Here is a 26,770-nt window from a genome sequence, read left to right as displayed (position 1 = left end):
CCCCGGCTGCGACACCTGCGGGTCATCCGGAGGCGGCCCGGCGCTCAGGAAGCGGCAACCTCGGTCGATGACCGGGTGACCTGCCGGGGCGGCACGGCGGCCCCACCACCGGTCGGCTCGGCCGGGGCGTCGCTGGGCTCGGCCGGGGCGTCGGTCGGCTCCGCCGGGGCGTCGACGCCGGCGCTGGGCTCGGCCGGGGCGTCGGTCGGCTCCGCCGGGGCGTCGACGCCGGCGCTGGGCTCGGCCGGGGCGTCCGGGGTCGGGGTGTCCGCTGTGGGGGCGTCCGGGGTCGGGGTCACCGGCGGTGGTGCGCTCGCGGGCGGGCCGCTGATCGGACGGGGGTGGACCGCGCCGAGCGGCCCGCCGCCACCGGTCGGACCGTCGCCGCCACCGGTCGGGCCGACCCCGCCGGAGCCCGAGTCGTCGTCGGCGCCGTCGGCGAAGGAGCGCGCCGGGACCGGGCGGGTCCGGTCGGCGGCGTGCCCGAGCACCCGCAGCGACGCCAACGCGGCCATCGGCACCACCATCGCGGCGGCGGCGCCCATCACGTCCAGCGCCGCGCCGTCGAGCACGCCACCGAGCACCGCGGCGACGACGGTGCCGGCCAACGCGGCCCGGACCGCCGGGTAGATGCCGAACAGCCGCATCAGCCCACCCCACGGCTGCAACAGGGCGAACCACACCAGCAACCCGCCGGTCAGCGCCAGCACGGTCAGCGGGCTGTTGACCAACGTCTCGAAGTTCTCCGTGCTGGAGCGGTGCACGGCGAACCCGCCGGTGCCGTCGCCGAGCGCGGACAGGAACCGGCCCAGGCTGCCCCGCTCCGCCGACGGGCGACGCAGGTCCACCACGGCGAAGCCGATGCCGACCGCCAAAGCGGCCATGGTGGCCCACGCCAACCGGCTGATCGTCAACCACCCGCCGGCGCTGATCACGGCGGCGACGCTCACCCCGGCGGTGAGCGCGATCGCGCCGACCGGGTCGGCACCCAGGAAGGGGCTGCCGACCACCACCACGGCGAGGCCACCCACGGCCACCATCACCGCCGGCCTCCAGCCGCGGTGCACCCGTTGGGCCAGCCAGCCGCCGGCCAGCAACGCGCCGGCGAGGAACACTCCCAGCCCCACAGTGCTCAGCCCGGAGTATCGGCCACCCTGCAGAGCGGAGTAGCCGACCACGCCGTTGAGCTGAAGGCGGGCGCCGGTGAGGACGTCCAAGCCGACGACGAGGGTGGTGAGGCCGGCCACCGCGCCGACCGGGCCGAGGGTGCCCGCGTACCCGGGGGTGAACCGCACCGCGGCGGTGCCCGCGGCCACCAGGAACGCGGTGACCCCCGCGAAGATCCACCCGGGGTGCTCGCCCTGCCACCACGGCACCGCGTCGGCCAGCAACGCCGCCGGCACCGTCAGCGCCGCGGCGACGAGCAGCAGCTCCACCACCGCCACGACCCGCCCCGAGACGGGCGTCGGGCCACTCGGCCCGGCGTGCGGGCGGGCCCGGCGCAGCAGCGGCAGGATGCCGATGGCCAGCAGCACCTGCACACCGGCCAGCAGCGTGAAGAACACGGCGGAGACGTCGCGCTGGGCGGCCGCCTCCCGATCGGCGTCCGCCGGGGCGTTGATCGCGTCGGCCAGGTCGGCCGGACGGCCGCCGGTGCTGACCGCCGGACGACCGAGGAAGAGCCGCTCCGGCATCGGCCGGCCCAGCGCGGCGAGCGCCGTCGGCGCGAGGTCGACGAGTTGCAGGTAGCCGTCCCGGCCGGTGCTCGCCGAGGTGAGCCACCCCCGCTCCCAGCCCGGACCGTCGGCGACCGCCACGTGCAGCCGCGACGGCTGTGCGGTGTCGGAGATCCCCGCTACCAGCACCAACGACCGCGGTGGACGGGCGGCCAGCACCCGGGCCAGCTGGGCGTCCGCCTCCCGGGCCTCCTCGGCGCGGGTCGCCGGGTCGGTCCCCTCGACAGTGCCGAGGTCGACGATGCTCAGCACGCAGGAGCCCAGCAGCGTCCGCGGATCAGTGGGCAACGCCGAGGCGTACCGGTCGACGCGGCCGAACGGTCGCGCGGCGGCCACTGCCGCACCGGGGCCCACGGCGACGGAGCAGCGCACCGACTCCGACAGCGATCCGGGCGTCGCGTTCCACGGCAGGCGCTGCTGGTTGTACTGGACCACGCTCTCCTGGTCCGGCAGGTTCGCGCCGATGCCGTCGGGTTGTTCGACAGCCACCCCGGCCGCCGGGCAACCGCCGGGCAACCGGCTGCCGTTCCACCCGGCGAAGCTGCCCGCGCCGAGCGTCAGCCAGCCGTCCACCGGGCAGGTGGGTTGGTGTGCCGAACGCACCGACAGCGAGCCGATCGACCCCTCCTGGGCCATCCGCCACAGCGTCGGGGTGCTCTGCGGATCGACGTCCTCCCAGCGCAGCCCCGCGACCCCGGCGAGCACCACGAAGTCGGCGGTGCGTCGCGGGCTGTCCTGCGTCGGGCGCGCGGCGAGGGCGGTGACACCCAGCGCCACCACGAGCACGGTCAGCAGGGCGGGGGCGATTCGGCGCAACATCACCGGTGTCCCGTTCTGGGGGCGTCGGAGCCCGGGGTGGCTGCCGGGCCGGTGTGGTCGGCGGCCAGCTCGGCGTAGAGGGCGGCCAGCGTGGCGACGGTGTCCGTCTCGGTCGGCCACGTCGCCGCCTGTTCGGCGCCCCGCCGGCCCAGCTCGGCCCGGGCCGCCGGGTCGTCCAGCAGCGCGCGTACCGCCGCGTCGACCGCGTCGACGTCCCCGGCGGGGATCAGGGTGGCGGCGTCGCCGACCAGCTCCGGCAAGCCGCCGACAGCGGTGGCGACGAGCGGTACGCCGGCGCGCAGCGCCTCCTGGGCGAAGAGTTGCCGGGCCTCCCAGTCGCTGGTCACCACCGCCAGGTCGGCACCGGCGAGCAGGTCCGCCACGTCGGTGCGGTGCCCCAGCAGGGTGACCGGGGCGCGGGCCGCGGACGTCCGGGCCGCCAGCGGCAGGTACGCGGGCCCGCTGCCGGCGATCACCACGACCGGCGGTGGGGTACGCGTACGCCAGCGGGCGGCGGCGTCGATCAGCACGTCGTAGCGCTTCTGCGGGTGCAACCGACCCACCGACAGGATCAGCGGCTGGTCCGGGCGAACCCCGAACTCGGCGCGTACGGCGGCCGGGCGTCGACGGGGCGCGGGCAGCGTGGGTGCGGCGACCGGGGCGAGTCGGGCGTCGGTGGCGCCCAGCGCGGTGACGCGTCGCACCAGGTCCGTGGAGGCGCCCAGGGCCACCCGGGCACCACGGACCACCACGCGCTCCGCGAGTCGGGACATGCCACCGCGCAGTCCACCGGCGAGTACCGCGTTGTGCCAGGTGACGATCAGCGGCGCGGCGGGACGGGCCAGCACCGCGACCAACCCGGCCCGCAGGCCGTGCGCGTGCACCACGTCGACCCGGGAGCCGGCGAGCGCCCGACGCAGGGCCAGCACGGCCCGCGCGTCGGCCGGCGTCGGGCTGGCCGGGATCTCCACCGGCGCGAACCGCGCACCGACCCCGGTGAAGTCGAACTGTTCCTGGGTCGCGGCCGGCCCGCAGACCACGACGGTGGCGCCGCCGGCGACGAGGCCACGTGCCACCGAACGGACGTGTTGGCCGACGCCACCGGTGCTGGACGCGAGCACCAACGCGACGCTGCCCGAAAAGCCGGCAGGCAGAGCTTGCTCACTCATCGCGCGGCCGTCTCCTTCCCGTCGCCCCGTTCCGGGGAGACAGCGCCCGACGTCGGCCCGCCGCCCCGGCCCCGTGGCCCCCGCCGAGGCAGACGGCGCAACACCCGGCTGAGCATTGGTTGCACGTCCTGCCGGTCGACGAACCAGACCACGGCGAAGAACACCACCCCGACCAGAACCCCGGACAGCATGCCCTGACCGAACGCCGCCGCCATCGTCGGGGTGCCGCCTCCGGGCGTGTCGAGCCATCGGGTCAGGCCCAGCCCGGCGAGCGCCGCGAGCACACCGGCGAGGCCACCGGCCGCCCCGGCCCGTGCCGCGCCGGCGAGGGCGGGACGGCCGGCGCTGCGCAGCACCGCCGCGAGCAGCAGCGCCCCGAGCACGAGCATCCCCACCGAGTTGGCGGACGTCACCGCGAGCACCCGGTCGGCGGTGGGCAGCAGCACCGTCAACGGCAACGCCGCGGCCGGAACGACCAGCCAGCCAAGGGTGATCGCCGCGGTCGCCGGCCGGGTGTCGCCCCGCGCGTACAGCGCGCGGGACAGAATCGCGAACAGCCCGTAGCCGAGCAGACCCGGTGCGAACCCGGTGATCGCCGCAGCGGTCGACGCCGGATTGTCCGGGTAGAAGAGGGCAGCGATCGGCTGCGCGGTGCCGATCAGCGCCGCGACGCCCAGGCAGCTGAAGAGCAGCACGCCCCGCACCGTGCCGGAGAGGGTCCGCCGGTAACCATCCTCGTCGCCGGCGGCGCTGGCAGCGGCGAGCGTGGGATAGGACGCCACCGCCAGCGGTACGGCCAGGACCGCCCACGGCAGCAGGAAGATGGCCTGGGCCAGGTTGAACACCTGCGGGGAGCCGGTGGGGCCGCCGGAGACACGGTTCAGGATCACCAGGAGCGCGACCTGCTGTGCCGCCACCGTCACCGCGCCGGCCGTGGCGAGCCCGCCGACACGCGCCCGCACGTCAGCGGTGAAGGCGTACCCGAATCGGGGCCTCAGCCGCAGTCGGCGCAACGGGATCACCAGCGACAGAGACAGCACGACCACACCCAGGGTGGTGCCGCCTGAGAGGAGCAACTCGCCGCTGCGGCCGACCTGGGCCACGGACACACCCCGTCCCTGCGCCGCGCCGAACGCCACGTAGACGACGACCACGGTGAGGCTGGACAGCAGCGGCGCGATGACGGGCCAGGCGAAGCGCCGGTGCGCCTGGAGCACGCCGGTGAGCACGATGCCGATCCCGTAGAGCGGCAGCTGCGGGGCGAACACGCGCAGCATCCGGGCCCCGGCGGCGAGCTCCGCCTCCGAGCGTCCCTCGCTGATCAGCGAGATGATCGGGTCGGCGAACAGCATGACGAGCACGGCGAGGGGAACCAGCAGGCTCACCGTCCAGGTCAGCAGGGCGCCTGTGGTGGCCGCCACCGCCCGCCGGTCGTCCGCCGCCACGGCCCCGGCCAGCAGGGGCACAACCAGGCTGGCCAGCGCCCCGCCCGCGACGATCTCGAAGACGATGTTGGGCACTGTGTTGGCGATGACGTACATGCCGCCGAGGTCGCTCTGCTGGACCACCCAGGTGAACACGGCGGTGCGACCGAAGCCGGCGAGGCGGCTGGCCACGGTGAGGACGGCGATGAGCGCGGCTGCCCCGGCCAGCCGGCCGGCGCCGGCGAGGGGGGCCGGTCGGGTCACGTCAGTCGGCGCGCCGGCCCAGTGCGTCGAGCTCGCGCAGCCCCGGCGTCCGCTGGATCACCGACGTGAAGCTGACCTTCTCGCTCGCGGCGGTCAGGCTGGCGAGCACGGCGAGCAGCCCGGCCCGGCCGAGCGGGCCGGTGCGGGCGGCGAGCGCGACGCCGAGCAGCGCCCCGAGCGCGTTCGCCCCGCTGTCGCCGAGCATCACGTCCTCGCCCAGGTCGTCGCGGAGCAGGCCGGCGGCGGCTCCGGCCGCACCCGCGGCGATCCCGCCGTGCGGACCACCGGTCAGGGGCGCGGCGAGCAGCAGCCCGGACTTGATCGCCCGGCCCGGTCGCAGGTCGAGCAGGTTGAGCAGGTTGGCGGTGCCGGCGATCACTCCGGCGCCGAGCAGCACGTCGACGCCCCGCCCGAACGCGCCGTGGCGCTGCCGGCGCGGGTGCGCGGCGACCCGGGGGTCGGCGGCCAGCAGCGCGGCCGCGCCCAGCCCGGCGGCGCCCACCCCGACGACCTTCACGAGGCCCGCGGTGACCCGCCCCTCGCGCAGCGCGGCGAGGTGACCGGCGAAACCCTTGGCCGCCTTCTGCTCCGGCCGCGCGCCGACCACGTCGTCGTAGAGCCCGACGCCACCGGCACCGAGGCCGGCGACCAGGGCCGCCCCACCGGAGGCGCCGCTGGTGGCACCGAACGCGCCTGCGGCGGCGGCACCCGCGGCGAGCGCCGGCCCGGCGGCCAGGCTCACCGTGCGACCACGAAAGTTGGTGCGGTCCAATGCGGGCCCGGCCGGTGAGGTCCGCACCTCACGCAGCGCGTACCGGGCCGCCGCGGCGCCAGCGCCGGCGATCAACAGCCGTCCCAGCGCCCTCACGCCACCCTCCGGTGCGCTCGCGCCGCCTCGTCGATTACGGACACGGGGGTACGTCGTTCGCTCACTGGGGCAGTCTAGGCAGCAGGGATGCGGCGTTGTCGCCGACGCCGTACTGACCGGCCTTCTTCTCGGTGAGTTGCTGCACCAGGGCGAGGCTGGTGACCAGCTGACCCTGCCCGGTGTTGGCGTTGTCGACAGTCGAGATGGTCTGGGCGAGCACCGGGTCACCGCGGACCACCGACACCAGATTGCCGCCGACGGAGCCGTTGCCGGCGACCACGATCGACCCGGTGCGGTCGAACTGCTCGGCGATCTTGACGACCGACTCGTCCCGCTTCTCGGAGTCCTTGTCGACGTACGGCTGGCCGCTGACCACGACGACCGCCTCCGCCGACCCGGTGACCTTGTTGCTGTCGGTGGTCAGGTAGCCGGCGTTGTTGTACGCGGCGAGCACCGCCCGCCGGTCGGCGTCGCTGACCGGCGCGGTGCCCTGGGTCCGGTCCAGCAGGACGCTGGCCAGCAGCGCGCTGGAGGTCTCCACACCGTGCCCGTTGCCCGGCAGGCCGGTGGTCTGCGCGGTCGGGCGGGCGGCGGTGACGGCCAACTCCAGCAGGTTGGAGTTGTTGTCCGGGTTGATGAACTTGTCCTGGAGGTCGACGCGACCGGTGATGGTGGCCCCGCCGAGCTGGAGCTTCTTGAGCACACCCTCGGTGTGGTCGCGCCCGTTGGGCAGGCTGAGCACCACCACCCGGCGGCCGGTGAGGGTGCCGGGCAGGACGACCTGCGACATCTCCTCGGCGAACTTCTCCTCCATGCCGAGCTGCTTCTCCATGTTGCTGACCGTCTGGCGCCAGTTCTGGTTGTCCTTGCGCAGACCGGTGACCTGCCCCTCGAGGGAGTCGGCGACGGGGCCGTTGAGGGCGGCTGTGCCGACCACCAGGCCGATCGCCAGAGCCAGGAAGACCGCGGTGAGGGACACCACGTGGTAGCGGAAGTTGATCACGCTTGCAGCCTCTTGATCGGTCGGGAACTAGAAAAGCCGGTACAGCTGGAACACGAAATTGTCCCACCATTCGGCGACGACGCCCAGGTACGCCTTTCCTACGGTCGAAACGGCCACCGCGGATGCCATCGCCGCGATCGCCGACAGCACCAGCAGGAGCAGCGACGAGCCGGAGATGCTCTGCCGGTAGAGCCGGCTCACACCCTTGGCGTCGACCAGCTTGCCACCGACCTTGAGTCGGGTCAGGAAGGTCGAGGCCATCCCGCCGCGCCCCTTGTCGAGAAACTCGACCAGGGTGGCGTGGGTGCCCACCGCGACCAGCAGCGACGCGCCCTTCTCGTCGGCGAGCAGCATGGCCAGATCCTCGCTGGTCGCCGCGGCCGGGAAGGTCACCGCCGGGACGCCGAGGCCGTTGACCCGCGGCAGGCCGGGGGCGCGCCCGTCCGGGTACGCGTGCACGATCACCTCGGCGCCGCACCGCAGCACGTCGTCGGTGACGGAATCCATGTCCCCGATGATCATGTCGGGGGTGTAGCCCGCCTCGACCAGGGCGTCCGCGCCGCCGTCGACGCCGATCAGCACCGGCTTGAACTCCCGGATGTACGGGCGCAGCACGTCCAGGTCGGCCTTGTAGTCGTAGCCACGCACCACGATCAGGCAGTGCCGGCCCTGGATCTGGGTGTCGATGTCCGGCACGCCCACACCGTCGAGCAGCAGGTCGCGCTCCTGGCGCAGGTAGTCCATCGTGTTGGCGGCGAACGCCTCCAACTGCACCGACAGACCCTCCCGGGCGTCGGCCATGGCCTTGGCGACCGTCTCGGCGTCCTGCAGGCTGCCGTGGGCGACCGGCTCGTCACCGGCGAAGACCGTGTTGCCCTCGATGCGCACCTGGTCGCCTTCGCGGATCCGTTCGAAGACGCCCTCGCCGAGGTCGTCGAGGAGCGGGATGCCGGCGGCGACCAGGACCTCCGGGCCGAGGTTCGGGTAGCGGCCGGAGACCGACGGCTTGGCGTTGAGCACCGCCGCGACACCGACAGCTACCAACGAATCCGCCGCCACCCGGTCCAGGTCGACGTGGTCGATGATCGCGATGTCACCAGGGCGCAGCCGACCGACCAGGCGTTTCGTCCGGCGATCAAGGCGCGCGGTGCCGAGGACCCTGCCCGGTTCGGAGCTTCTGTTTCGGCGCAACGTGGGTAGACGCATCGTGACCATCCTGGCATGTGAGGCAGGCTTTTCTGTCGCGACATGCCTGAGCAGGGCCGCCTACCCAGGGAAGCACACGTCGGCACAAGCCGGTGTGCTTGCGCTCACAATACGCGGCGTCACAACCGCCTTTCCTTGGCGGCCACGGCCAGAAGCTCCTCGGCGTGGGCGATACCCAGATCGGAGTCGGGCAAACCTGCCAGCATCCGGGCCAGCTCCCGGGCCCGCTCGGTGTCCTCCACGACCCGCACCCCGCTGGTCGTCACCGCGCCCCCGGTGTCCTTCGCCACCACGAGGTGCCGGTCGGCGAACGCGGCCACCTGCGGCAGGTGCGTGACGACCAGCACCTGGTGGCTGCGGGCCAGCCGAGCCAGCCGCCGGCCGATCTCCACCGCCGCCTGACCGCCGACACCGGCGTCGACCTCGTCGAAGACCAGCGTGGGCGGGCCACCCGAGCCCGCGAAGACCACCTCGATGGCGAGCATCACCCGGGACAGCTCACCGCCGGAGGCGCCGCGCTGCAACGGCAACGACGGCGCGCCCGGGTGGGCCAGCAACCGCAGCTCCACCTCGTCGCCGCCATCGGGGGTGACACCCACCTCAACGCCGTTGACCGACAGCGTCGGCTCGGCGCGCCCGGCCGGGCGAGGCAGCACCGCCACCTCGATGCGCGCGTGTGGCATGGCCAGCCCGGCCAGCTCCACCGTTACCTGGTCGGCGAACCGGACCGCCGCCTCCTGCCGGGAGGCCGACACCCGCCCGGCCAGGTCGGCCACCTCGACGGCGAGCCGCTGACCCTCCCGATCCAACTCGTCGAGCAGATCGTCGGAGGTGTCCAGATCGGACAGTCGGGTCCGCGCCCGATCGGCCCAGGCGATCACCCCGTCGACGTCGTCGGCGTACTTGCGGGTCAGGGCGCGCAGCGCCGCCCGCCGCTCGTAGACGTGCTGCAACCGGGCCGGGTCCGCGTCGAGCGTCGCCAGGTACGCCGACAGCTCCGCCGACACGTCGGTGACCAGCGTGGCCGCCTCCTCCAGGCGCGACGCCAACTCACCCAGCGCCGGGTCGGTGCCGGCCTGCGCCTCCAGGGTCCGTCGGGCGGTCCCGAGCAACACCGCCGCGTCGGGCGTCTCCTCGGCGGCCTCGGCGCCACCGGCCACACACTGTTGGGCAATCTGCGCTGCCGTGCGCAACCCCTCGGCGTGCTCCAGCCGCTGCGCCTCGGTCTTCAGCTCGTCGTCCTCACCGGGCTGCGGATCGACCCGGGTGATCTCGTCCAGGCCCAGCCGCAGCAGATCGGCCTCCTGGCTGCGCTCGCGGGCGTTGCGCCGCCGGTCGGCCAGGTCGTCGACCACCCGCCGCCACCCCGTGTACGCCTCGCGCAGCGCGTCGAGCAGCTTCTCGTGCGCCGGGCCGGCGAAGCGGTCCAGTGCGGCCCGCTGCTCGGCCGGGCGCAGCAGCCGCAGCTGGTCGGACTGCCCGTGCACGGCCACCGCCTGCTCGCCGACCTCACCGAGCATCGACACCGGCATGCTGCGGCCGCCGACATGGGCGCGTGAGCGCCCCTCCACCGTCACCGTGCGGCTCAGCAGCACCGAGCCGTCCTCGTCGGGCTCCCCACCGGCCTCGGTGATCCGCGCGTGCACAGCGTCGGCGACCCGCCCGGTCAGGCGCAACCGCCCCTCGACCACCGCCCGGCCGGGTTGGGCGCGAACCCGCCCGGCGTCGGCCCGGCCGCCGAAGAGCAGGCCGAGGCCGGTGACGACCATCGTCTTGCCCGCACCGGTCTCGCCGGTGATGACGTTCATCCCGCCGGTCAACGGCAGCGTGGTGTCGTCGATGACGCCCAGTCCGGTGATGCGCAGCTCTTCCAGCACAGCCACCGACAGTAGACGCGAGGCACGACAGTTGACCAGCCGACGGGCCCGGGAGGGGCCGGCACCCGGCCGACGTACAGTTCTGCCCCGTGTTGGACGTGATCGGCCTGACCTCGGCTGAAGAGGAGCTCTACCGCTGCCTTCTCCAGCTCACGGTGGCGCGCGTCGACGACCTGGTCGCTCGTCTGCAACGCCCGCGCGAGCAGGTCGTCGCCCAGGTCGAGGCCCTACGCGCCAAGGGTCTGGTGCAGCCCACCGACACCGACCCCGACGCGCCACTGCGCCCGACCGCACCGGACGTCGCCCTGGGCGGGGCGCTGCTGCGTCGCCAGGAGGACCTGGAGGCGGCCCGCCGCCGGGTCACCCAACTGGCCGAGGAGTACCGGTCCGGGCTACGCCGGCACCACGTCGACCACCTCGTCGAGGTGATCACCGGCGCCCGGGTCCTGCGGGACCGTTTGCGCGATCTGCAGAATTCGGCGCGTACCGAGGTGCTCTGGTTCTGCCGGGCCAACCCCCTGGCGATGGCCGGCCCGGAGAACGTCGAGGAGTTCGACGCGCTGGCCCGCGGGGTGACCTACCGGGCCATCTACGAGCGTGACCTGCTGCTGGAACCGGGCGCGTTGGCCGACCTGGCCAAGGGCGTCGCCGCCGGCGAGCAGGCCCGGGTGCTGGACCGGCTGCCGGTCCGACTGGCCATCGTGGACGCCAGCACCGCCATCTGCCCGTTGGTGCCCGACCGCGACGGTGGGGAGCCGAGCGCCGCCGTGATCGGTCGCAGTCAGCTGCTCGACGCCCTGCTCGCCCTCTTCGAGAGCCACTGGCGGGTGGCCACCCGACTGCGGCTCGACGACCCCCTCAACGTCGCGGCGGCCGAGAACCGGCGGCCGGACCCCGAGGACCATCCGAGCGACGGTTACCAGCCGGATGCCGACGAGGCACGGCTGTTGTCGCTGTTCGTGGCCGGCGTACCGGACAAGTCCATCGCCTCCCAGCTCGGCGTGAGCCGGCGGACCGTGCAGCGACGGATCGCCGACCTGATGGCCGCCGCCGGAGTGGACACCCGCCCCGGGCTGGCGTTCCAGGTCGCCCGACGCGGCTGGCTCTGACGCCGAAGGGGCCCACCGTCGGAAAACGGTGGACCCCTCGACGGGTGGGCGGGACGGCGTGACCGCCCCGCCCTCCCGGATCAGCGCAGCCCGTACGCCTGGAGCACCGTCTGGTCGACGGTGTTCCCGGCCCGGTCGGCGGCGTGCACCCGCAACGACACCGTTCCCCGCCCAGCGGGCACGGTCGCGGTGTACCGGGTGCCCGACCCCCTGGTCGGGGCGTTCCGCCAGGTGACGCCCCCGTCGAAGGAGACCTGCACCCGGACGCTGGTGCCGGTCGGCGCTGCCACCCCGGCCGGTTGGCGCAGGGTCACCCCCAGCTGGTGGGGGCGGTTGCCGCGTACCGTGCCGAGCAGGTCGGCCGGCACCCGGTAGTCCACCTGCAACAGCGACAACGGCGTGGCGTCGCCCGTCGGCCGGGCCGAGGTGAACTCCCAGGCCGTGTCGGTCCGGGTGCCGTAGCGCCACTCGGCCGAGGACCGCTTCGTGGTCAGGTCCAGCCGGTAGCGGGCCCGCTGCGCCGTGGTGGGCACCGGGGCCCACCCGCTGGACAGGTCGGCGATCTGCTTCCCGTCCCGGCTGACCCGGGCCTCGACGGTGTCCGACTCCTCACTGTTTCCGGCGACGCTGTAGTGGCCGTCCGCGTCGACGAACTCGGGCACCCGCAGGTCGAGGCTGTCACCGGTACGCGTGGGCACCGGTGCGCCGCTGGCCGGTACGGCCGGCCGGATCACCGGGGCGTGCCAGGTCTCGGTCTCCCGGTCGTCGGCGTCGTAGCGTCGGGGCTCCTCGGTCAGGCCGCCGGTCAACTGCCCCCACTGCAGGTACATGAGCTTGTGCTGGACCCGGTGCTGCCACCAGTTGTCCCCGGCACTGACGAACTCCTTGCGGGTGGTGCCGGTGCGGACCATGCGCTGGTCGTCGTTCCAGGAGTACTCCTGCCACGGACGCCAGCTGAACCGCTCCTCGCTGGCCCAGCCGGCACCCGTGTCGCCGTAGCTCGCGGTCACCTCGGCCGTGTTCTTCGCGGTCACGGTGTGCACGATGCGCTCCGGCACCCGGCCCTTCGACACCTGCCACACGTCATACAGGTACGGGCTGTCCACGGTCAGCGTCAGGTCGAGCGTCGCCCGGCCCTTGCGCACCGCCGCGATCAACCGCTGCCCGTCGTCGTACGCGACCACCATCGACGGGATCGGCAGTCGATCCCCGATCGGGCGCCACACCGTCCACGCCGAGAAGTCCGCCGGCCGAACGATCAGCACCATGGCGGCGCCAGCGGCCGCGGCGGCGGCAACCTGCTCCTCCTCGGATCGGTCCGGGTCGGTGGCGAGCAGCGCCGCGGCGCCCCGCACCCGGGTCAGGTCGGCGGGCGTCCCGGTGCCGGCCCAGACCAGCGGCAGCTTGCGCCGGCCGGTCGGTGCCGGTGACGTACCCAGCAGGTTGATGTCCAGTGGACCGGACACCCCGCTGATCTTCGCGTCCACCATCGGTGCGACGAGCTGCCAGCGCGAGGCGAACTCGAACTCACCCTGGCGCACCTGGCGGGTCGGCGTGACGTTGACCTGCCCGATGGTGCTGTAGGCCATCACGCCGTGGTCGATCTGCCGGCCGTTGGCCAACACCCGGTGCACGTAGTAGCTGAGTGTGGCCCGCTGCTCGCTGGGCTTCGGCGTCTCGATCCGGACCGGTGTGCCCTTGCGCGCGTCGAGCACCACCGTCAGGTCCCGGTCGACGACCAGCTCCGGTTCGACGGCCTGGGTCAACTGCTCATCCAGGGGAGCGCCGTGCTCGATCATCGCGGTCAGCAGGTACGTGCCCTCCTCGACCTGGAGGGTGCCCTCGCCCGGCCACCAGCCCCAGAAGTCGGACTCGGTCTGCTCACCGAACAGGGTCAACCCCGGCGAGAGGGTCAGCTGACCCTGCCGGTCCAACACCTTGATGGTGACCTGGTGCAACGGGCCGCTGACGGTGAGCCCGACCGGCGTGCGCACGGCGACGCCGTCCGTACCGGTCGCCACCAGCCAGCCACCGTGCGGGCCCCGGGCCAGCTTCGCCGGGTCGGCACGCAACGGCACGGCGACACTTCCGCCCGCCGGCACTGTCACCGCGTCGGAGGCCACTGAGACGCCGTCGGTCTCGGCCGCGCCGCTGTCCAGGTTGCGCAGCTCCAGGGCCGGCCGCAGGGTCTGCGCGACCTTCGTGCCGTTGGTGTACGTCACGGTCCGCTCGACCGGAGCGGTGCCGGTCTGGATCCGTCCGAAGTCAGCGGTGGCCGAGGCGTACACCTGCTGCTTGAGCGCCCGAGCCACGTCGACCCGGCCGCCGCCCTGCTCGAAGACGGTCAACGCCGGGTTGGCCTTCGTGGTGCTCACCAGCGCGTCCTTGAGCGTCCCGGCGGCCCAGTCCGGGTGTTCCTGGGCGAGGATCGCCGCAGCGCCGGCAACGTGCGGAGTGGCCATCGAGGTCCCGGACGCGGTCGTGTAGGCGTCGCCCACCGGCGTACCCATGGTGGTGCCGGCGGCCCGCGCGGCGACGATGCCGACGCCCGGGGCGGTGATCTCCGGCTTCAGGCCGTTGTCGCCGAGTCGTGGACCACGGCTGGAGAACTCCGCCAGGTTGTCGTCACGGTCGACCGCGCCGACGGTGAGCGCCGACGCGGCCGCGCCCGGCGAACCGACGGTACGCGCCTCGCCCGCGTTGCCGGCGGCGACCACGAAGAGCGCGCCGGTCTCGGCGGTCAGGTCGTTGACGGCCTGGCTCATCGGATCGGTGCCGTCGGTCGGGTCGCCGCCGAGGCTCATGCTGACGACCTTCGCGCCGGAGTGGGCGGCCCACTCCATGCCGGCGATGATGGACGAGTCATAGCCGGAGCCACCGTCGTCGAGCACCTTGCCGACCAGCAGCCGCGCGCCGGGCGCGACACCCTTGCGCAGCCCGGCAGACGCGTTGCCGGTGCCGGCGATGGTCGCCGCGACGTGCGTGCCGTGGCCATGACCGTCGCGGGCGCTGCCGCTGTCGGAGAAGTCCCGCGCCTCGGCGATCCGTCCGGCCAGGTCGGGGTGGGTGGCATCGACGCCGGTGTCCAGAACGGCCACCGTCACGCCACTGCCGTCCCGGCCGGCCGCCCAGGCCTGCGGGGCGCCGATCTGCGGCACGCTGTGCTCCAGCGTCGGGCGGACCTTCCCGTCCAGCCAGATCCGGGCGATGCCGCCGCCCAGCCGGGGCGCGGCGGCCGTGGCCCTGGTGGTCGGCGTGCCGGCGAGCGTGCTCCACAGGCCACCGAGGTCACCCTTGCCGACCCGCAGAGCCGCGCCGTTGATGCTCTCCAGGGGGCGGGCGTCCGCGGCCACGGTGAGCGGCCGGACCCGGCCGGCGGCCGGATCCTGGTAGCGCACGATCAGCGGCAGGTTGCCCTGCGCGGCGTCGCCGTAGCCGTCGGCGGCCAACTTCTGCACGTCGAACAGGTTGGCGTCGAGAACCCCACTGGAGACGTAGGGCAGGGCGTCGCTGGGAAGCACCCGCAGCGCGCCGTCGACCTCCATCGTCTGGAACACGATCCGCTCGCGCCCGGGGCCCGGGCGGACGGTGGCGGCGACCCGGCCCGGTGCGGCCTGCACCAGGTCGACCTGGTCGCCGGTGATCAGCGTGAGACGTACGGGTGCGGCGCCCGGGGCGGGTGTGCCCGCCGTCGGGCCGGTGGGCCGGGCGGGCGGGTCGGCGGACGCCGGTGCGGCGAGGCCGACCACCAACGCGCCGACCGCGCCGACGGCGAGCCAGCGTGGGGACCAGTGCATGCGATGTGCTCCTCTACTCCTCCAGGCCCGCCATCCGTAGATGAGGGCCGATCGGAGTGTGCGTCGGAGCCTGTCACCAGGTCACTAGTCATCGGCCGCCGCAGCGGCGACATGTCGTCAGGTGGACAACCGACGTCCACCGACCGTGTGCGCCACGGTCACCGGCGGCTGCCGCGCCAACCGTGCACGGGAAGAGCGAACTTGGCGACCAGCCGGTCGGTGAACGGGCGGGGCCGCAACCGCACGATGCGCACCGGCAGGGCGCCCCGACGCACCGTCACCCGGGCGCCGGGCGGCAGGTCGTAGACCCGACGCCCGTCGCAGGAGAGCACCGCGAGGGTGGTGAACGGGTCGACGGTGATCACGAAGGTGGACGTCGGCGCCGTGACCAGCGGGCGGCTGAACAACGCGTGCGCGCTGATCGGCACCAGCAGCAACGCCTCCACCTCCGGCCAGACCACCGGGCCGCCACCGGAGAACGCGTACGCGGTGGAGCCGGTGGGCGTGGCGCAGACGACACCGTCGCAGCCGTAGCGGGACAGCGGACGCCCGTCCACGTCGACGAGCAGTTCGAGCATCTGCGCCCGCTCGCCCTTCTCGATGCTGATCTCGTTGAGCGCCCAGGACTCGATGGTCGGCCCGCCGTCGAACTCGGCGGTGACGTCCAGGGTGAGCCGCTCGTCGACCGTGTAGTTGCGACTGACCACGTCCCGCACCGCGACGTCCAGGTCGTCGATCTCCGCCTCGGCCAGGAAACCGACCTTGCCGAGGTTGATGCCGAGCAGCGGCACCTTCGCCGGGCGGGCCAGCTCGGCAGCACGCAGGAAGGTGCCGTCACCCCCGAGCGCGAAGACGATCTCGGCGCCCTCGGCGGCCTGCTGACCGGCGACCGGCACCACGCCGGGCAGGTCCAGGTCGTCGGCCTCGTCGGCGACCACCCGTACCTCGAAACCCGCGGCGATCAGGTCGGCCGCGACCGACCGGGCGTGCTCGGTGCTGCGCCGACGGCCGGTGTGCGTCACCAGCAGTGCGGTCCGGCTCATCGGGCCACCTGCCTGACCGGGCGGCGGTGCGCCACCGTCGCACCAGCGCAACAGTGTGTCGTGCCAGTGCCCTCGCTGCGCGCGTTCACCCTGCGACCTCCTCCGCCGCCGCCACGTCCGGCACGTCGCCGGCCGTCGTCGGGCCGTCCGGCCCAGCCGCCACCACGGCCCGCACCCGTTGCGGGTCGGCCGGCGGTGCGCCCCGGCGCAACCATACGAAGAACTCCACGTTGCCGCTCGGCCCGGGCAGCGGGCTGGCCGCCACGTCCGCCAACCCGAGACCGAGCCGCTCGGCCGCCGCGGCCACGTCCAGCACCGCTTCGGCACGCAGCTCCGGATCGCGCACCACGCCACCGGCGCCGACCCGGTCCTTGCCGACCTCGAACTGCGGCTTCACCATCAACGCCAGGTCACCGTCGTCGCGGGTGCAGCCGGCCAGCGCCGGCAGCACCAGACGCAGCGAGATGAAGGACAGGTCGGCCACCGTGAGGTCGACAGGCCCGCCGATCGTCTCGGCTTCGAGGGTACGAACATTGGTGCGTTCCAGGACGCGGACCCGCTCGTTCGTGCGCAGCGGCCAGGCGAGCTGCCCGTAGCCGACGTCAACGGCCACCACCTCGGCGGCGTCGGCGCGCAGCAGCACGTCGGTGAAGCCACCGGTGGAGGCGCCGGCGTCCAGGCAGCGCCGCCCGGCGACCCGCAGCCCACCGGCGCCGAACGCGGCCAGCGCGCCGGCCAGCTTGTGCCCGCCCCGGGAGACGTACTCCTCGGTCGGGTCCGCACCGGTCACCAGGAGGGGATCGGCGGGGTCGACCATCGCGGCGGCCTTGCGCGCGACCACCCCGCGCAGCTGGACCCGGCCGGCCTCCACCAAAGCGGCGGCCTGCTCCCGGGAGCGGGCCAGACCGCGGCGGACGAGTTCGGCGTCCAGCCGGTTACGACGTGCCATGGGTGGTTCTCCGGTCTCCTCAGCCCTGGTCGTCCGGCTCAGGTCTGGTCGATGGTGGCGAGGGTTTCCCGCAGCGTCTCGTAGGCCGCTTCGTACTGCGCGATCTGGTCGGCCGGGGCGAGCGTCGCCGCGTTGGTCATGGCCTGCACGGCGGCGTCCACCGCCGGGTGCCGCGCCTCGTCGTCCCCGACGTCCAGCAGCGGCCCGGGACGGACCCCCGTGGGAGGGCCGGGGCGGGCGCCTGCGGGAGGGCCGGGGCGGGCGGCGAACGACCCGCCAGTGGGCGGACCGGGCCGGGCCGGGAACGACCCGCCCGTCGGCGGATGGGGCCGGCTCATTCGGCGGCGTCCGGCGGCTGCGGACGGGCCGCCTTCTTGGCCGGCATGACCGCCGGGGTCGGGGTGTCGTCGTCGGTCCGGCTGATCGTCGCCGGCGGCTTCTTCGCGATGGCCTTCTTGGCGATCGCCTTCTTCGCCACGGCCTTCTTTGCCACAGCCTTCTTCGCCACGGCCTTCTCGGCCGTCGGCGCGGAGACCGGGGCACCGGCCGGGCCGTCGGACGGCACGAGACGGTCGCCGGGCGGCGCGGCGAGGGTCGGATCGGGTTGCTCCCGGGGGCCGGCAGTCGGCGCGTGCGCCGGCTCGGCGGCACGCGCCTCGCGGAGTTGCCGCTCCAGGTCGTGCACCCGCCGGGTCAGCTCGGCCACCTCGTCGGCGGTGGCCAGCCCGACCGCGCCGAGAGCCCTGTCAACCTCGAAGCGGACCAGCTTGGTCAGCGCCTCCCGGTTGGCGGCGCCGGTCGTGACCAGTTCCTCGCCGAGCGCCTGGAGTTGGGCGGCGGTCGCGCCGCCGGAACCGACGAGGCGACGTGCCACGTCCTGGGCCTTCTTCCGGGGCGCCTCCGCGAGGCCCATGGCCAGTTCAAAGTAGGCGCGCCACGCGTCCTGCATGCCTGAGTCCTTCCACGGGGCGGGGTGTGCAGGTGTCACGCTACCGGGCACCCCGGACCGTGCCGTGCGGTACGGTGCCGAGGACGGCGTGGCGATCAGCGAGGGGGAGATGTGGCCAGCGTGGACGAGTGCCGGCAGGCATTGCAGGAGCTGGCCGCCCGGCTGGACCGCAACGCGGAGACGGTGCGCGAACGGATCGATCTGGACCGGACGCTGGCCTGCCGGATCACCGACCTGGACACCGCGTTCCACGGCCGGATCACCGGCGGTCGGCTGGTCGAGCTGACCGACGGCGACGACCCCAAAGCCAAGATCGCGCTGAGCACGTCCAGCGACGACCTGCTCGCCCTGGTCCGCGGCGATCTCGACGTCACCAGCGCGGTGACCTCCCGCCGGGTGTCGATCAAGGCCAACCCGTTCGACCTGCTGAAGCTGCGCAAACTGCTCTGACGGACCCGTTCGCCCGACGTCGGTCAGGCAGCGGCGGTCAGACCGAAGCTCTCCAGCGCGTGGGCCGCGTCCGGGCCGATCGGGCGGATCTTCGGCAGCGTCGGCTCCGGCGCCGACCAGGCCACCGCGCAGAGCGCGGCCAGCGCATCCAGCGGACGACCGGACCCGGCCAGTTCCAGCACCCCGTCGCGGTCGGTCACGGACCAGCCGCCGGCGTCCGCCGGGCCCGGGACCCGCACGGCGGCAGCCGGGTCGAAGAGCCCCGCCAGGTCCCTCGCGACGTACGTGGGACGCCGCCGCGGTTCGGCAGCCAGCAGATCCGGTACGCCACTGACGCCGGTGAGTACGAGCAGGCTGTCCAGGCCGGCACGGCGGGCGCCCTCGATGTCGGTGTCCAGTCGGTCACCCACCACCAGGCTCCGCCCACCGCCCGCGCGCCGGGCGGCGGTCTCGAACAGCGCCGACTCCGGCTTGCCGACCACCACGTCAGGGTCCCGCTCCAACGCCGTACGCAGCACGGCCACCAGCGACCCGTTACCGGGCAGCGGTCCCCGCCCACTGGGCAGGGTCCGGTCGGTGTTCGTGGCGATCCAGAGCGCCCCGGCCCGCACCGCGACCGAAGCCTCGGCCAGTTCGGCCCAGCCGACCTGCGGCCCGTACCCCTGCACCACGGCGGCAGGGTTCTCGTCGGCCTTGGTGACCGGGGTCAGACCGACCGCACGCAGCTCGGCGCGCAGGGCCTCCGCGCCGACCACCAGCACCGGCGCGCCGGCGGGCAGCCTGTCCCGCAACAGTTCGGCCGAGGCCGCAGCGGAGGTGAGCACCTCCTCCGGTCGAGCCGGCACGCCCATCCCGGTGAGCAGGTCGGCGACCTCGCTGGAGCGCCGGGAGGCGTTGTTGGTGGCATACGCCACCGCCCGCCCCTCGTCGTGCAGCCGGGCCACCGCCTCGACGGCGCCGGGGATCGGCCGGTCGATCAGGTAGATCACGCCGTCCAGGTCGAAGACGACCAGGGTGTACCCGTCGACCAGCCGCTCCCCCACGCCCGCGCTCACCGCTGCGTCGGCTCCGACTCGTCACCCCGGGTGGGGGCGGTGTCGTCGGTGTTCACCGCGTCGCCGGACGTCACGCTGCCGTCGGCAGCGGTGTCGGCCTTGCCAGCCTCGTCCGGGTGACGGTCCTCGTCCTCGTCGACGGAGTCCTCGTCGTCGTCAGGGCGGCCGACAGCACCGTCCTGCTCGTCGTCGTCGAAGTCCTCGTCGTCGTCGTCTTCGTCGTCGTCTTCGTCGTCGTCGCGGTCTTCGTCGTCTTCGTCGTCGTCGTCGTCGCGGTCGTCGTCGTCGTCTTCGTCGTCGTCTTCGTCGTCGTCGTCGGCGGCGGCGTCCTCGCGGTCGTCGTCGTCCTCGTCGCGGTCGTCGCCGGTCAGGTCGGCGTCCGGCTGGGCCGGAACCGCGCCCGGAGTGCCCGGGCCTGCGGCGATCTCCTCGACGGCCTCGTCCTCGTCGTCGCCCTCGATGAGCACGCCGTCGAGTTCCAGCAGCCGCTCGGCGGCGTCGGTCTCGCCCTCGGTGTCCACGTCGGCGGCACGGGAGAACCACTCGCGGGCTTCCTCGCGCCGGCCCACGGCGAGCAGCGCATCGGCGTACGCGTACCGCAGCCGAGCCGTCCACGGCACCGTGGCCTCACTGGTGAGGTCCGGGACCTGGAGCATCGCGACCGCGGCGTCCTTCTGCCCCAGGTCACCCCGGGCGCCAGCGGCGACGATGAGCAGCTCGATCGCGACGGCCTGGTCCAACTTCTCCCGGTCAGCGCCACGGAACAGGTCGATGGCCCGCTCCGGGCGGCCAAGAGCCCGCTCACAGTCCGCGAGCACGGCCAGGTGGCTCTGCAGACCACTCATCCGGTGGTACGTACGCAGCTCGGCGATCGCCGACTGCCACTCCCCCGCGTGGTACGCGGCAAGGCCGACCGCCTCACGGACCGCGGAGATGCGCGACGCGAGCCGCCGGGCAGCCAGCGCGTGCGCCAACGCCTCGGCCGGGTCCTCGTCGATCAGCTGACCGGTCGCGACCAGGTGCCGGGCCACCGTCTCGGCGACCGGCTTGTTCAGCGAGAGCAGCTCAGCGCGAACGTCCTTGTCGAGGTCGGTCGCGACGATGTCGTCCGGCAGTGCCGGGCCAGAGCTACGCCCACCCTCGTACGACTCGGAGCCGCCAGCGCGGTCGTCGCGGCGGAACTCGCCCTCACGACGCGGCCGGTCGTCGGCCCGGGGAGCACCCGTCCGGTCGCCACCACGGTAGCCACCCTCGCGGTCGCCGCCACGGTAGCCACCGCCCTCACGCGGAGCGCTGGAACGCGAGCCGTCCCGGTCGCCACCACGGAAACCACCTTCACGGCGGTCGCCGCCACGGAAGCCACCGTCGCGGTCGCCGCCACGGAAGCCACCCTCGCGCGGAGCGCTGGCACGCGAGCCGTCCCGGTCGCCACCACGGAAACCACCCTCACGGCGGTCGCCACCACGGAAACCACCCTCGCGGTCACCGCCACGGAAGCCACCCTCACGGGGCGCGCCGCCGTCACGCGGTCCACTCGGCCGGTCACCGCCACGGAAACCGCCCTCACGGCGGTCGCCGCCACGGAAGCCACCGTCGCGGTCGCCGCCACGGAAGCCACCCTCGCGCGGAGCGCTGGCACGCGAGCCGTCCCGGTCGCCACCACGGAAACCACCCTCACGGCGGTCGCCACCACGGAAACCACCCTCGCGGTCACCGCCACGGAAGCCACCCTCACGGGGCGCGCCGCCGTCACGCGGTCCACTCGGCCGGTCACCGCCACGGAAACCACCCTCACGGCGGTCGCCACCACGGAAACCACCCTCGCGGTCGCCGCCACGGAAGCCACCCTCACGGGGCGCGCCGCCGTCACGCGGTCCACTCGGCCGGTCACCGCCACGGAAACCGCCCTCACGGCGGTCGCCGCCACGGAAGCCACCGTCGCGGTCGCCGCCACGGAAGCCACCCTCGCGCGGAGCGCTGGCACGCGAGCCGTCCCGGTCGCCACCACGGAAACCACCCTCACGGCGGTCGCCACCACGGAAACCACCCTCGCGGTCACCGCCACGGAAGCCACCCTCACGGGGCGCGCCGCCGTCACGCGGTCCACTCGGCCGGTCACCGCCACGGAAACCACCCTCACGGCGGTCGCCACCACGGAAACCACCCTCGCGGTCGCCGCCACGGAAGCCACCCTCACGGGGCGCGCCGCCGTCACGCGGTCCACTCGGCCGGTCACCGCCACGGAAACCACCCTCACGGCGGTCGCCGCCACGGAAGCCACCGTCGCGGTCGCCGCCACGGAAGCCACCCTCGCGCGGAGCGCTGGCACGCGAGCCGTCCCGGTCGCCACCACGGAAACCACCCTCACGGCGGTCGCCACCACGGAAACCACCCTCGCGGTCACCGCCACGGAAGCCACCCTCACGGGGCGCGCCGCCGTCACGCGGTCCACTCGGCCGGTCACCGCCACGGAAACCACCCTCACGGCGGTCGCCACCACGGAAACCACCCTCGCGGTCACCGCCGCGGAAACCGCCCTCGCGGGACGGGCCGGAGCGGGTGCGGTCGCCACCCTGATAGCCGCCCTCGCGGCGGTCGCCGCCACGGAAGCCACCCTCACGGTCGCCACCGCGGAAACCGCCGTCACGCGGGCCGCTGGAACGCGAGCCGTCACGGTCGCCACCACGGAAGCCGCCCTCACGCGGAGCACCGGAACGCGAACCATCCCGATCACCACCGCGGAAACCACCCTCGCGACGGTCGCCGCCACGGAAGCCACCCTCACGCGGGCCGCTGGAGCGCGAAGCGTCGCGGTCGCCACCACGGAAGCCACCCTCACGCGGAGCACCGGAACGCGAACCATCCCGATCACCACCGCGGAAACCGCCCTCACGCGGGCCGCTGGAACGCGAGGCGTCGCGGTCGCCGCCACGGAAGCCACCCTCGCGGGGGGCGCTGGAACGCGAACCGTCGCGGTCGCCGCCACGGAAGCCACCCTCACGGGGGGCGCTGGAACGCGAACCGTCGCGGTCGCCGCCACGGAAGCCACCCTCACGGGGGGCGCTGGAACGCGAACCGTCGCGGTCGCCGCCACGGTAACCACCCTCACGGGGGGCGCTGGAACGCGAGCTGTCCCGGTCGCCGCCACGGTAACCACCCTCACGGGGGGCGCTGGAACGCGAGCTGTCCCGGTCGCCGCCACGGTAACCACCCTCACGGGGAGCACCGGAACGCGAAGCATCGCGGTCGCCGCCACGGAAGCCACCCTCGCGGGGGGCGCTGGAACGCGAAGCGTCGCGGTCGCCGCCACGGTAGCCACCATCGCGGGGGGCGCTGGAACGCGAGCTGTCCCGGTCGCCGCCACGGGAACCAGAGTCGCGGCCGCCGGCGTAGCCGCCGCGGGCGCCACCAGCGTTGTCACGGTCTCCCCGGTACGGGGGACGGTCTCGGTCATCGCGGCGCGGGCCGCGGTCGCGTCCGCCCGCGCCGTCAGTACGGTCTTCGTAGCGACGGGGACGGTCTCCGCCCTGCGGTCCTGAACTCACAGGTACATCCTTCCTGATTGCGCCACCAATGGCGCTACGCAGTCGAGGGCCGACCCGGATGGGGCGGCCCTCGACTGGAAGATTGTCCGGCGGCGTCCTACTCTCCCACACCCTCACGAGTGCAGTACCATCGGCGCTGGAGGGCTTAGCTTCCGGGTTCGGAATGTAACCGGGCGTTTCCCCTCCGCCATGACCGCCGTAACTCTATCGACATGTCAAACAACACCAACACCAAAAAGTGTGTGGTCTGTTGTTCGTTTATCGAGAGTTGCACAGTGGACGCGTAGCAGCTTAGTAGTCAAGTCCTCGGCCTATTAGTACCGGTCAACTGAACCCGTTACCGGGCTTACATTTCCGGCCTATCAACCCAGTCGTCTAGCTGGGGGCCTTACCCCACCAAGGTGGGTGGGATACCTCATCTTGAAGCAGGCTTCCCGCTTAGATGCTTTCAGCGGTTATCCCTTCCGAACGTAGCTAACCAGCCGTGCCCTTGGCAGGACAACTGGCACACCAGAGGTTCGTCCGTCCCGGTCCTCTCGTACTAGGGACAGCCCTTCTCAAGTATCCTACGCGCACGGCGGATAGGGACCGAACTGTCTCACGACGTTCTAAACCCAGCTCGCGTACCGCTTTAATGGGCGAACAGCCCAACCCTTGGGACCTGCTACAGCCCCAGGATGCGACGAGCCGACATCGAGGTGCCAAACCATCCCGTCGATATGGACTCTTGGGGAAGATCAGCCTGTTATCCCCGGGGTACCTTTTATCCGTTGAGCGACACCGCTTCCACTCGCAAGTGCCGGATCACTAGTCCCGACTTTCGTCCCTGCTCGACCTGTCAGTCTCACAGTCAAGCTCCCTTGTGTACTTGCACTCAACACCTGATTGCCAACCAGGCTGAGGGAACCTTTGGGCGCCTCCGTTACCTTTTAGGAGGCAACCGCCCCAGTTAAACTACCCACCAGACACTGTCCCTGAACCGGATAACGGTCCGAAGTTAGATACCCAAATCAACCAGAGTGGTATTTCAAGATTGCCTCCACCCATACTGGCGTATGGACTTCACCGGCTCCCACCTATCCTACACAAACTAATTCGAGTACCAATGTCAAGCTATAGTAAAGGTCCCGGGGTCTTTCCGTCCTGCCGCGCGTAACGAGCATCTTTACTCGTACTGCAATTTCGCCGGGCCTGTGGTTGAGACAGTGGGGAAGTCGTTACGCCATTCGTGCAGGTCGGAACTTACCCGACAAGGAATTTCGCTACCTTAGGATGGTTATAGTTACCACCGCCGTTTACTGGCGCTTAAGTTCTCCGCTTCGCCCCGAAGAGCTAACAGGTCCCCTTAACGTTCCAGCACCGGGCAGGCGTCAGTCCATATACATCGAATTACTTCTTCGCATGGACCTGTGTTTTTAGTAAACAGTCGCTTCCCCCTGCTCTCTGCGGCCATACAACGCTCCACCCGCGCGGGGCTTCACGTCTCCGGCCCCCCTTCTCCCTAAGTTACGGGGGCAATTTGCCGAGTTCCTTAACCACAGTTCGCCCGATCGCCTCGGTATTCTCTACCTGACCACCTGTGTCGGTTTGGGGTACGGGCCGCTAAGAACTCGCTAGAGGCTTTTCTCGGCAGCATAGGATCACTGACTTCACCTGAATCGGCTCGGCATCACGTCTCAGCCTTAAATGTGTTGCGGATTTGCCTACAACACGGCCTACACGCTTACCCCGGCACAACCACCGGCCGGGCTCAGCTACCTTCCTGCGTCACCCCATCGCTTGACTACTACCCATCAGGTTCCCAGCCTCCCCGACATCCGTCCGAAGACATCAGTCAGTTCAGGTGGTTAGCACAACGAGGTTCATCAGGGACGCTCTTTCGCGGGTACGGGAATATCAACCCGTTGTCCATCGACTACGCCTCTCGGCCTCGCCTTAGGTCCCGACTCACCCAGGGCGGATTAGCCTGGCCCTGGAACCCTTGGTCATCCGGCGGAAGGGTTTCTCACCCTTCTTTCGCTACTCATGCCTGCATTCTCACTCGTGCCGCGTCCACAACTGGGTCACCCCGCTGCTTCACTCGCGGCACGACGCTCCCCTACCCATCCACACACCTGCACAAGGAATCAAGTCCAAGCGAGGTTAAAATGTGAATGCCACAGCTTCGGCGGTGTGCTTGAGCCCCGCTACATTGTCGGCGCGGAACCACTTGACCAGTGAGCTATTACGCACTCTTTAAAGGGTGGCTGCTTCTAAGCCAACCTCCTGGTTGTCTATGCGACCCCACATCCTTTTCCACTTAGCACACGCTTAGGGGCCTTAGCTGGTGATCTGGGCTGTTTCCCTCTCGACTACGAAGCTTATCCCCCGCAGTCTCACTGCCGCGCTCTCACTTACCGGCATTCGGAGTTTGGCTGATTTCGGTAAGCTTGTGGGCCCCCTAGACCATCCAGTGCTCTACCTCCGGCAAGAAACACGCGACGCTGCACCTAAATGCATTTCGGGGAGAACCAGCTATCACGGAGTTTGATTGGCCTTTCACCCCTAACCACAGGTCATCCCCCAATTTTTCAACATTGGTGGGTTCGGCCCTCCACGCGGTCTTACCCGCGCTTCAGCCTGCCCATGGCTAGATCACTCCGCTTCGGGTCTAGGACACGCGACTGAATCGCCCTATTCAGACTCGCTTTCGCTACGGCTCCCCCACACGGGTTAACCTCGCCACATGCCACTAACTCGCAGGCTCATTCTTCAAAAGGCACGCCGTCACCCCGCAAGGCTCCGACGGATTGTAGGCGAACGGTTTCAGGTACTATTTCACTCCCCTCCCGGGGTACTTTTCACCATTCCCTCACGGTACTTGTCCGCTATCGGTCACCAGGAAGTATTTAGGCTTACCAGGTGGTCCTGGCAGATTCACGGCAGATTTCAGGGGTCCGCCGCTACTCGGGAACACCCACAGAAGGTCAGCAACTTTCACCTACCGGACTTTCACCGTCTACGGTCAGCCATTCCAGACTGTTCGACTAGCCACTAACTTTGTAACTTCTCGAACAAGTGTCAGCTTGTTCAGCAGGGTCCCACAACCCCGACCACGCAACCCCTGACAGGTATCACACGCAGCCGGTTTAGCCTCGATCCGCTTTCGCTCGCCACTACTCACGGAATCACTAAATTGTTTTCTCTTCCTACGGGTACTGAGATGTTTCACTTCCCCGCGTTCCCTCCACACACCCTATGTGTTCAGGTGTGGGTGACACCACATGACTGGTGCCAGGTTTCCCCATTCGGACACCCTGGGATCACAGCTTGGTTGACAGCTCCCCCAGGCCTATCGCGGCCTCCCACGTCCTTCATCGGCTCCTGGTGCCAAGGCATTCACCGTTCGCCCTTGACAACTTGACCACAAAGATGCTCGCGTCCACTGTGCAATTCTCAACAAACGACCAACCCACAACCCGATCCGCCCCACACCAAACCCAGCCCTTCAGGACCAGCGGTATGTGG

General features: G+C 71.8%; 17 protein-coding genes and 2 rRNA genes. 3 read left to right on the top strand and 16 right to left on the bottom strand.

The window, feature by feature from the left end; genetic code table 11:
- Window positions 1–44: 44 nt before the first annotated feature.
- The 7 genes from GA0070619_RS08305 to recN form a co-directional block, all read right to left on the bottom strand.
- A complete protein-coding gene (locus GA0070619_RS08305) occupies window positions 45–2,555 on the bottom strand; it encodes a hypothetical protein (protein WP_231927324.1) in 2,511 nt (836 codons plus the stop codon).
- Complete coding sequence (locus GA0070619_RS08300; RefSeq protein WP_088947527.1) at window positions 2,555–3,724, bottom strand: glycosyltransferase family 4 protein; 1,170 nt, start codon at window positions 3,722–3,724, stop codon at window positions 2,555–2,557. Before GA0070619_RS08300 ends, GA0070619_RS08305 begins: the two co-directional genes overlap by 1 nt.
- Window positions 3,721–5,412 carry a murein biosynthesis integral membrane protein MurJ gene (gene murJ / locus GA0070619_RS08295; protein WP_088947526.1) on the bottom strand — a complete coding sequence of 564 codons (1,692 nt, stop codon included), beginning with the start codon at window positions 5,410–5,412 and terminating at the stop codon, window positions 3,721–3,723. The genes GA0070619_RS08300 and murJ overlap by 4 nt, the downstream gene beginning before the upstream one ends.
- Window position 5,413: 1 nt before the next feature.
- Complete coding sequence (locus tag GA0070619_RS08290; protein WP_088947525.1) at window positions 5,414–6,280, bottom strand: hypothetical protein; 867 nt, start codon at window positions 6,278–6,280, stop codon at window positions 5,414–5,416.
- A gap of 61 nt (window positions 6,281–6,341) precedes the next feature.
- Complete coding sequence (locus GA0070619_RS08285) at window positions 6,342–7,283, bottom strand: copper transporter (RefSeq protein WP_088947524.1); 942 nt, start codon at window positions 7,281–7,283, stop codon at window positions 6,342–6,344.
- 27 nt (window positions 7,284–7,310) lie between these two features.
- The gene (steA, locus tag GA0070619_RS08280; protein WP_088951640.1) at window positions 7,311–8,489 is read right to left on the bottom strand and encodes a putative cytokinetic ring protein SteA; all 1,179 of its coding nucleotides are present in this window, start codon (window positions 8,487–8,489) and stop codon (window positions 7,311–7,313) included.
- A gap of 119 nt (window positions 8,490–8,608) precedes the next feature.
- Window positions 8,609–10,366: a DNA repair protein RecN gene (gene recN / locus GA0070619_RS08275; protein WP_088947523.1), complete on the bottom strand. Its 1,758-nt coding sequence runs from the start codon at window positions 10,364–10,366 to the stop codon at window positions 8,609–8,611.
- An 89-nt stretch (window positions 10,367–10,455) separates the two neighbouring features.
- On the opposite strand from recN, the gene GA0070619_RS08270 reads away from it, so the two are divergent.
- Window positions 10,456–11,475, top strand: coding sequence for a helix-turn-helix domain-containing protein (locus GA0070619_RS08270; protein ID WP_088947522.1), 1,020 nt, complete (start codon window positions 10,456–10,458; stop codon window positions 11,473–11,475).
- An 80-nt stretch (window positions 11,476–11,555) separates the two neighbouring features.
- Here GA0070619_RS08270 and GA0070619_RS08265 read toward each other — a convergent pair whose 3' ends face one another.
- The 5 genes from GA0070619_RS08265 to GA0070619_RS08250 all read right to left on the bottom strand — a co-directional run bounded on the left by GA0070619_RS08265 (window position 11,556) and on the right by GA0070619_RS08250 (window position 18,213).
- Window positions 11,556–15,272 (bottom strand): S8 family serine peptidase, encoded by a 3,717-nt coding sequence (locus tag GA0070619_RS08265; protein WP_088947521.1) that lies wholly within the window; start codon window positions 15,270–15,272, stop codon window positions 11,556–11,558.
- 158 nt (window positions 15,273–15,430) lie between these two features.
- Window positions 15,431–16,315: an NAD kinase gene (locus GA0070619_RS08260; RefSeq protein WP_088947520.1), complete on the bottom strand. Its 885-nt coding sequence runs from the start codon at window positions 16,313–16,315 to the stop codon at window positions 15,431–15,433.
- Window positions 16,316–16,400: 85 nt separating this feature from the next.
- On the bottom strand, window positions 16,401–17,264 hold the full coding sequence (locus GA0070619_RS08255; RefSeq protein ID WP_088947519.1) for a TlyA family RNA methyltransferase: 864 nt from the start codon (window positions 17,262–17,264) through the stop codon (window positions 16,401–16,403).
- Between the two features lie 38 nt (window positions 17,265–17,302).
- Window positions 17,303–17,602 (bottom strand): hypothetical protein, encoded by a 300-nt coding sequence (locus GA0070619_RS32190; RefSeq protein ID WP_157743933.1) that lies wholly within the window; start codon window positions 17,600–17,602, stop codon window positions 17,303–17,305.
- Window positions 17,599–18,213 carry a phasin family protein gene (locus GA0070619_RS08250; RefSeq protein ID WP_088947518.1) on the bottom strand — a complete coding sequence of 205 codons (615 nt, stop codon included), beginning with the start codon at window positions 18,211–18,213 and terminating at the stop codon, window positions 17,599–17,601. The genes GA0070619_RS32190 and GA0070619_RS08250 overlap by 4 nt, the downstream gene beginning before the upstream one ends.
- Before the next feature lie 111 nt (window positions 18,214–18,324).
- On the opposite strand from GA0070619_RS08250, the gene GA0070619_RS08245 reads away from it, so the two are divergent.
- Window positions 18,325–18,663: an SCP2 sterol-binding domain-containing protein gene (locus tag GA0070619_RS08245; protein WP_088947517.1), complete on the top strand. Its 339-nt coding sequence runs from the start codon at window positions 18,325–18,327 to the stop codon at window positions 18,661–18,663.
- Between the two features lie 23 nt (window positions 18,664–18,686).
- On the opposite strand, the gene GA0070619_RS08240 is transcribed toward GA0070619_RS08245, so the two are convergent.
- The gene (locus tag GA0070619_RS08240; protein ID WP_088947516.1) at window positions 18,687–19,718 is read right to left on the bottom strand and encodes an HAD-IIA family hydrolase; all 1,032 of its coding nucleotides are present in this window, start codon (window positions 19,716–19,718) and stop codon (window positions 18,687–18,689) included.
- The gene (locus tag GA0070619_RS08235) at window positions 19,715–20,749 is read right to left on the bottom strand and encodes a tetratricopeptide repeat protein (RefSeq protein ID WP_231927323.1); all 1,035 of its coding nucleotides are present in this window, start codon (window positions 20,747–20,749) and stop codon (window positions 19,715–19,717) included. The genes GA0070619_RS08240 and GA0070619_RS08235 overlap by 4 nt, the downstream gene beginning before the upstream one ends.
- On the opposite strand from GA0070619_RS08235, the gene GA0070619_RS32980 reads away from it, so the two are divergent.
- A complete protein-coding gene (locus GA0070619_RS32980; RefSeq protein ID WP_197699705.1) occupies window positions 20,684–23,257 on the top strand; it encodes a beta strand repeat-containing protein in 2,574 nt (857 codons plus the stop codon). The two genes, GA0070619_RS08235 and GA0070619_RS32980, sit on opposite strands and share 66 nt — an antisense overlap.
- Before the next feature lie 90 nt (window positions 23,258–23,347).
- Here the strand turns inward: GA0070619_RS32980 and rrf are convergent.
- Window positions 23,348–23,464: ribosomal RNA gene (gene rrf / locus GA0070619_RS08230) — 5S ribosomal RNA — on the bottom strand.
- A 93-nt stretch (window positions 23,465–23,557) separates the two neighbouring features.
- Window positions 23,558–26,668: ribosomal RNA gene (locus GA0070619_RS08225) — 23S ribosomal RNA — on the bottom strand.
- Between the last annotated feature and the right edge of the window lie 102 nt (window positions 26,669–26,770).

This window comes from Micromonospora zamorensis, assembly GCF_900090275.1.
GTDB lineage: Bacteria > Actinomycetota > Actinomycetes > Mycobacteriales > Micromonosporaceae > Micromonospora > Micromonospora zamorensis.
The sequence above is the reverse complement of the archived record's forward strand: the minus strand, read 5'-3'. Positions and strand labels throughout refer to the sequence as shown.

Bases quoted from the DNA above. Each gene is read 5' to 3' on its own strand.
- GA0070619_RS08305 (WP_231927324.1), bottom strand. From the start codon at position 2,555: ATGTTGCGCCGAATCGCCCCCGCCCTGCTGACCGTGCTCGTGGTGGCG.
- GA0070619_RS08300 (WP_088947527.1), bottom strand. From the start codon at position 3,724: ATGAGTGAGCAAGCTCTGCCTGCCGGCTTTTCGGGCAGCGTCGCGTTG.
- steA (WP_088951640.1), bottom strand. From the start codon at position 8,489: ATGCGTCTACCCACGTTGCGCCGAAACAGAAGCTCCGAACCGGGCAGG.
- GA0070619_RS08265 (WP_088947521.1), bottom strand. From the start codon at position 15,272: ATGCACTGGTCCCCACGCTGGCTCGCCGTCGGCGCGGTCGGCGCGTTG.
- GA0070619_RS08260 (WP_088947520.1), bottom strand. From the start codon at position 16,315: ATGAGCCGGACCGCACTGCTGGTGACGCACACCGGCCGTCGGCGCAGC.
- GA0070619_RS08255 (WP_088947519.1), bottom strand. From the start codon at position 17,264: ATGGCACGTCGTAACCGGCTGGACGCCGAACTCGTCCGCCGCGGTCTG.
- GA0070619_RS32190 (WP_157743933.1), bottom strand. From the start codon at position 17,602: ATGAGCCGGCCCCATCCGCCGACGGGCGGGTCGTTCCCGGCCCGGCCC.
- GA0070619_RS08250 (WP_088947518.1), bottom strand. From the start codon at position 18,213: ATGCAGGACGCGTGGCGCGCCTACTTTGAACTGGCCATGGGCCTCGCG.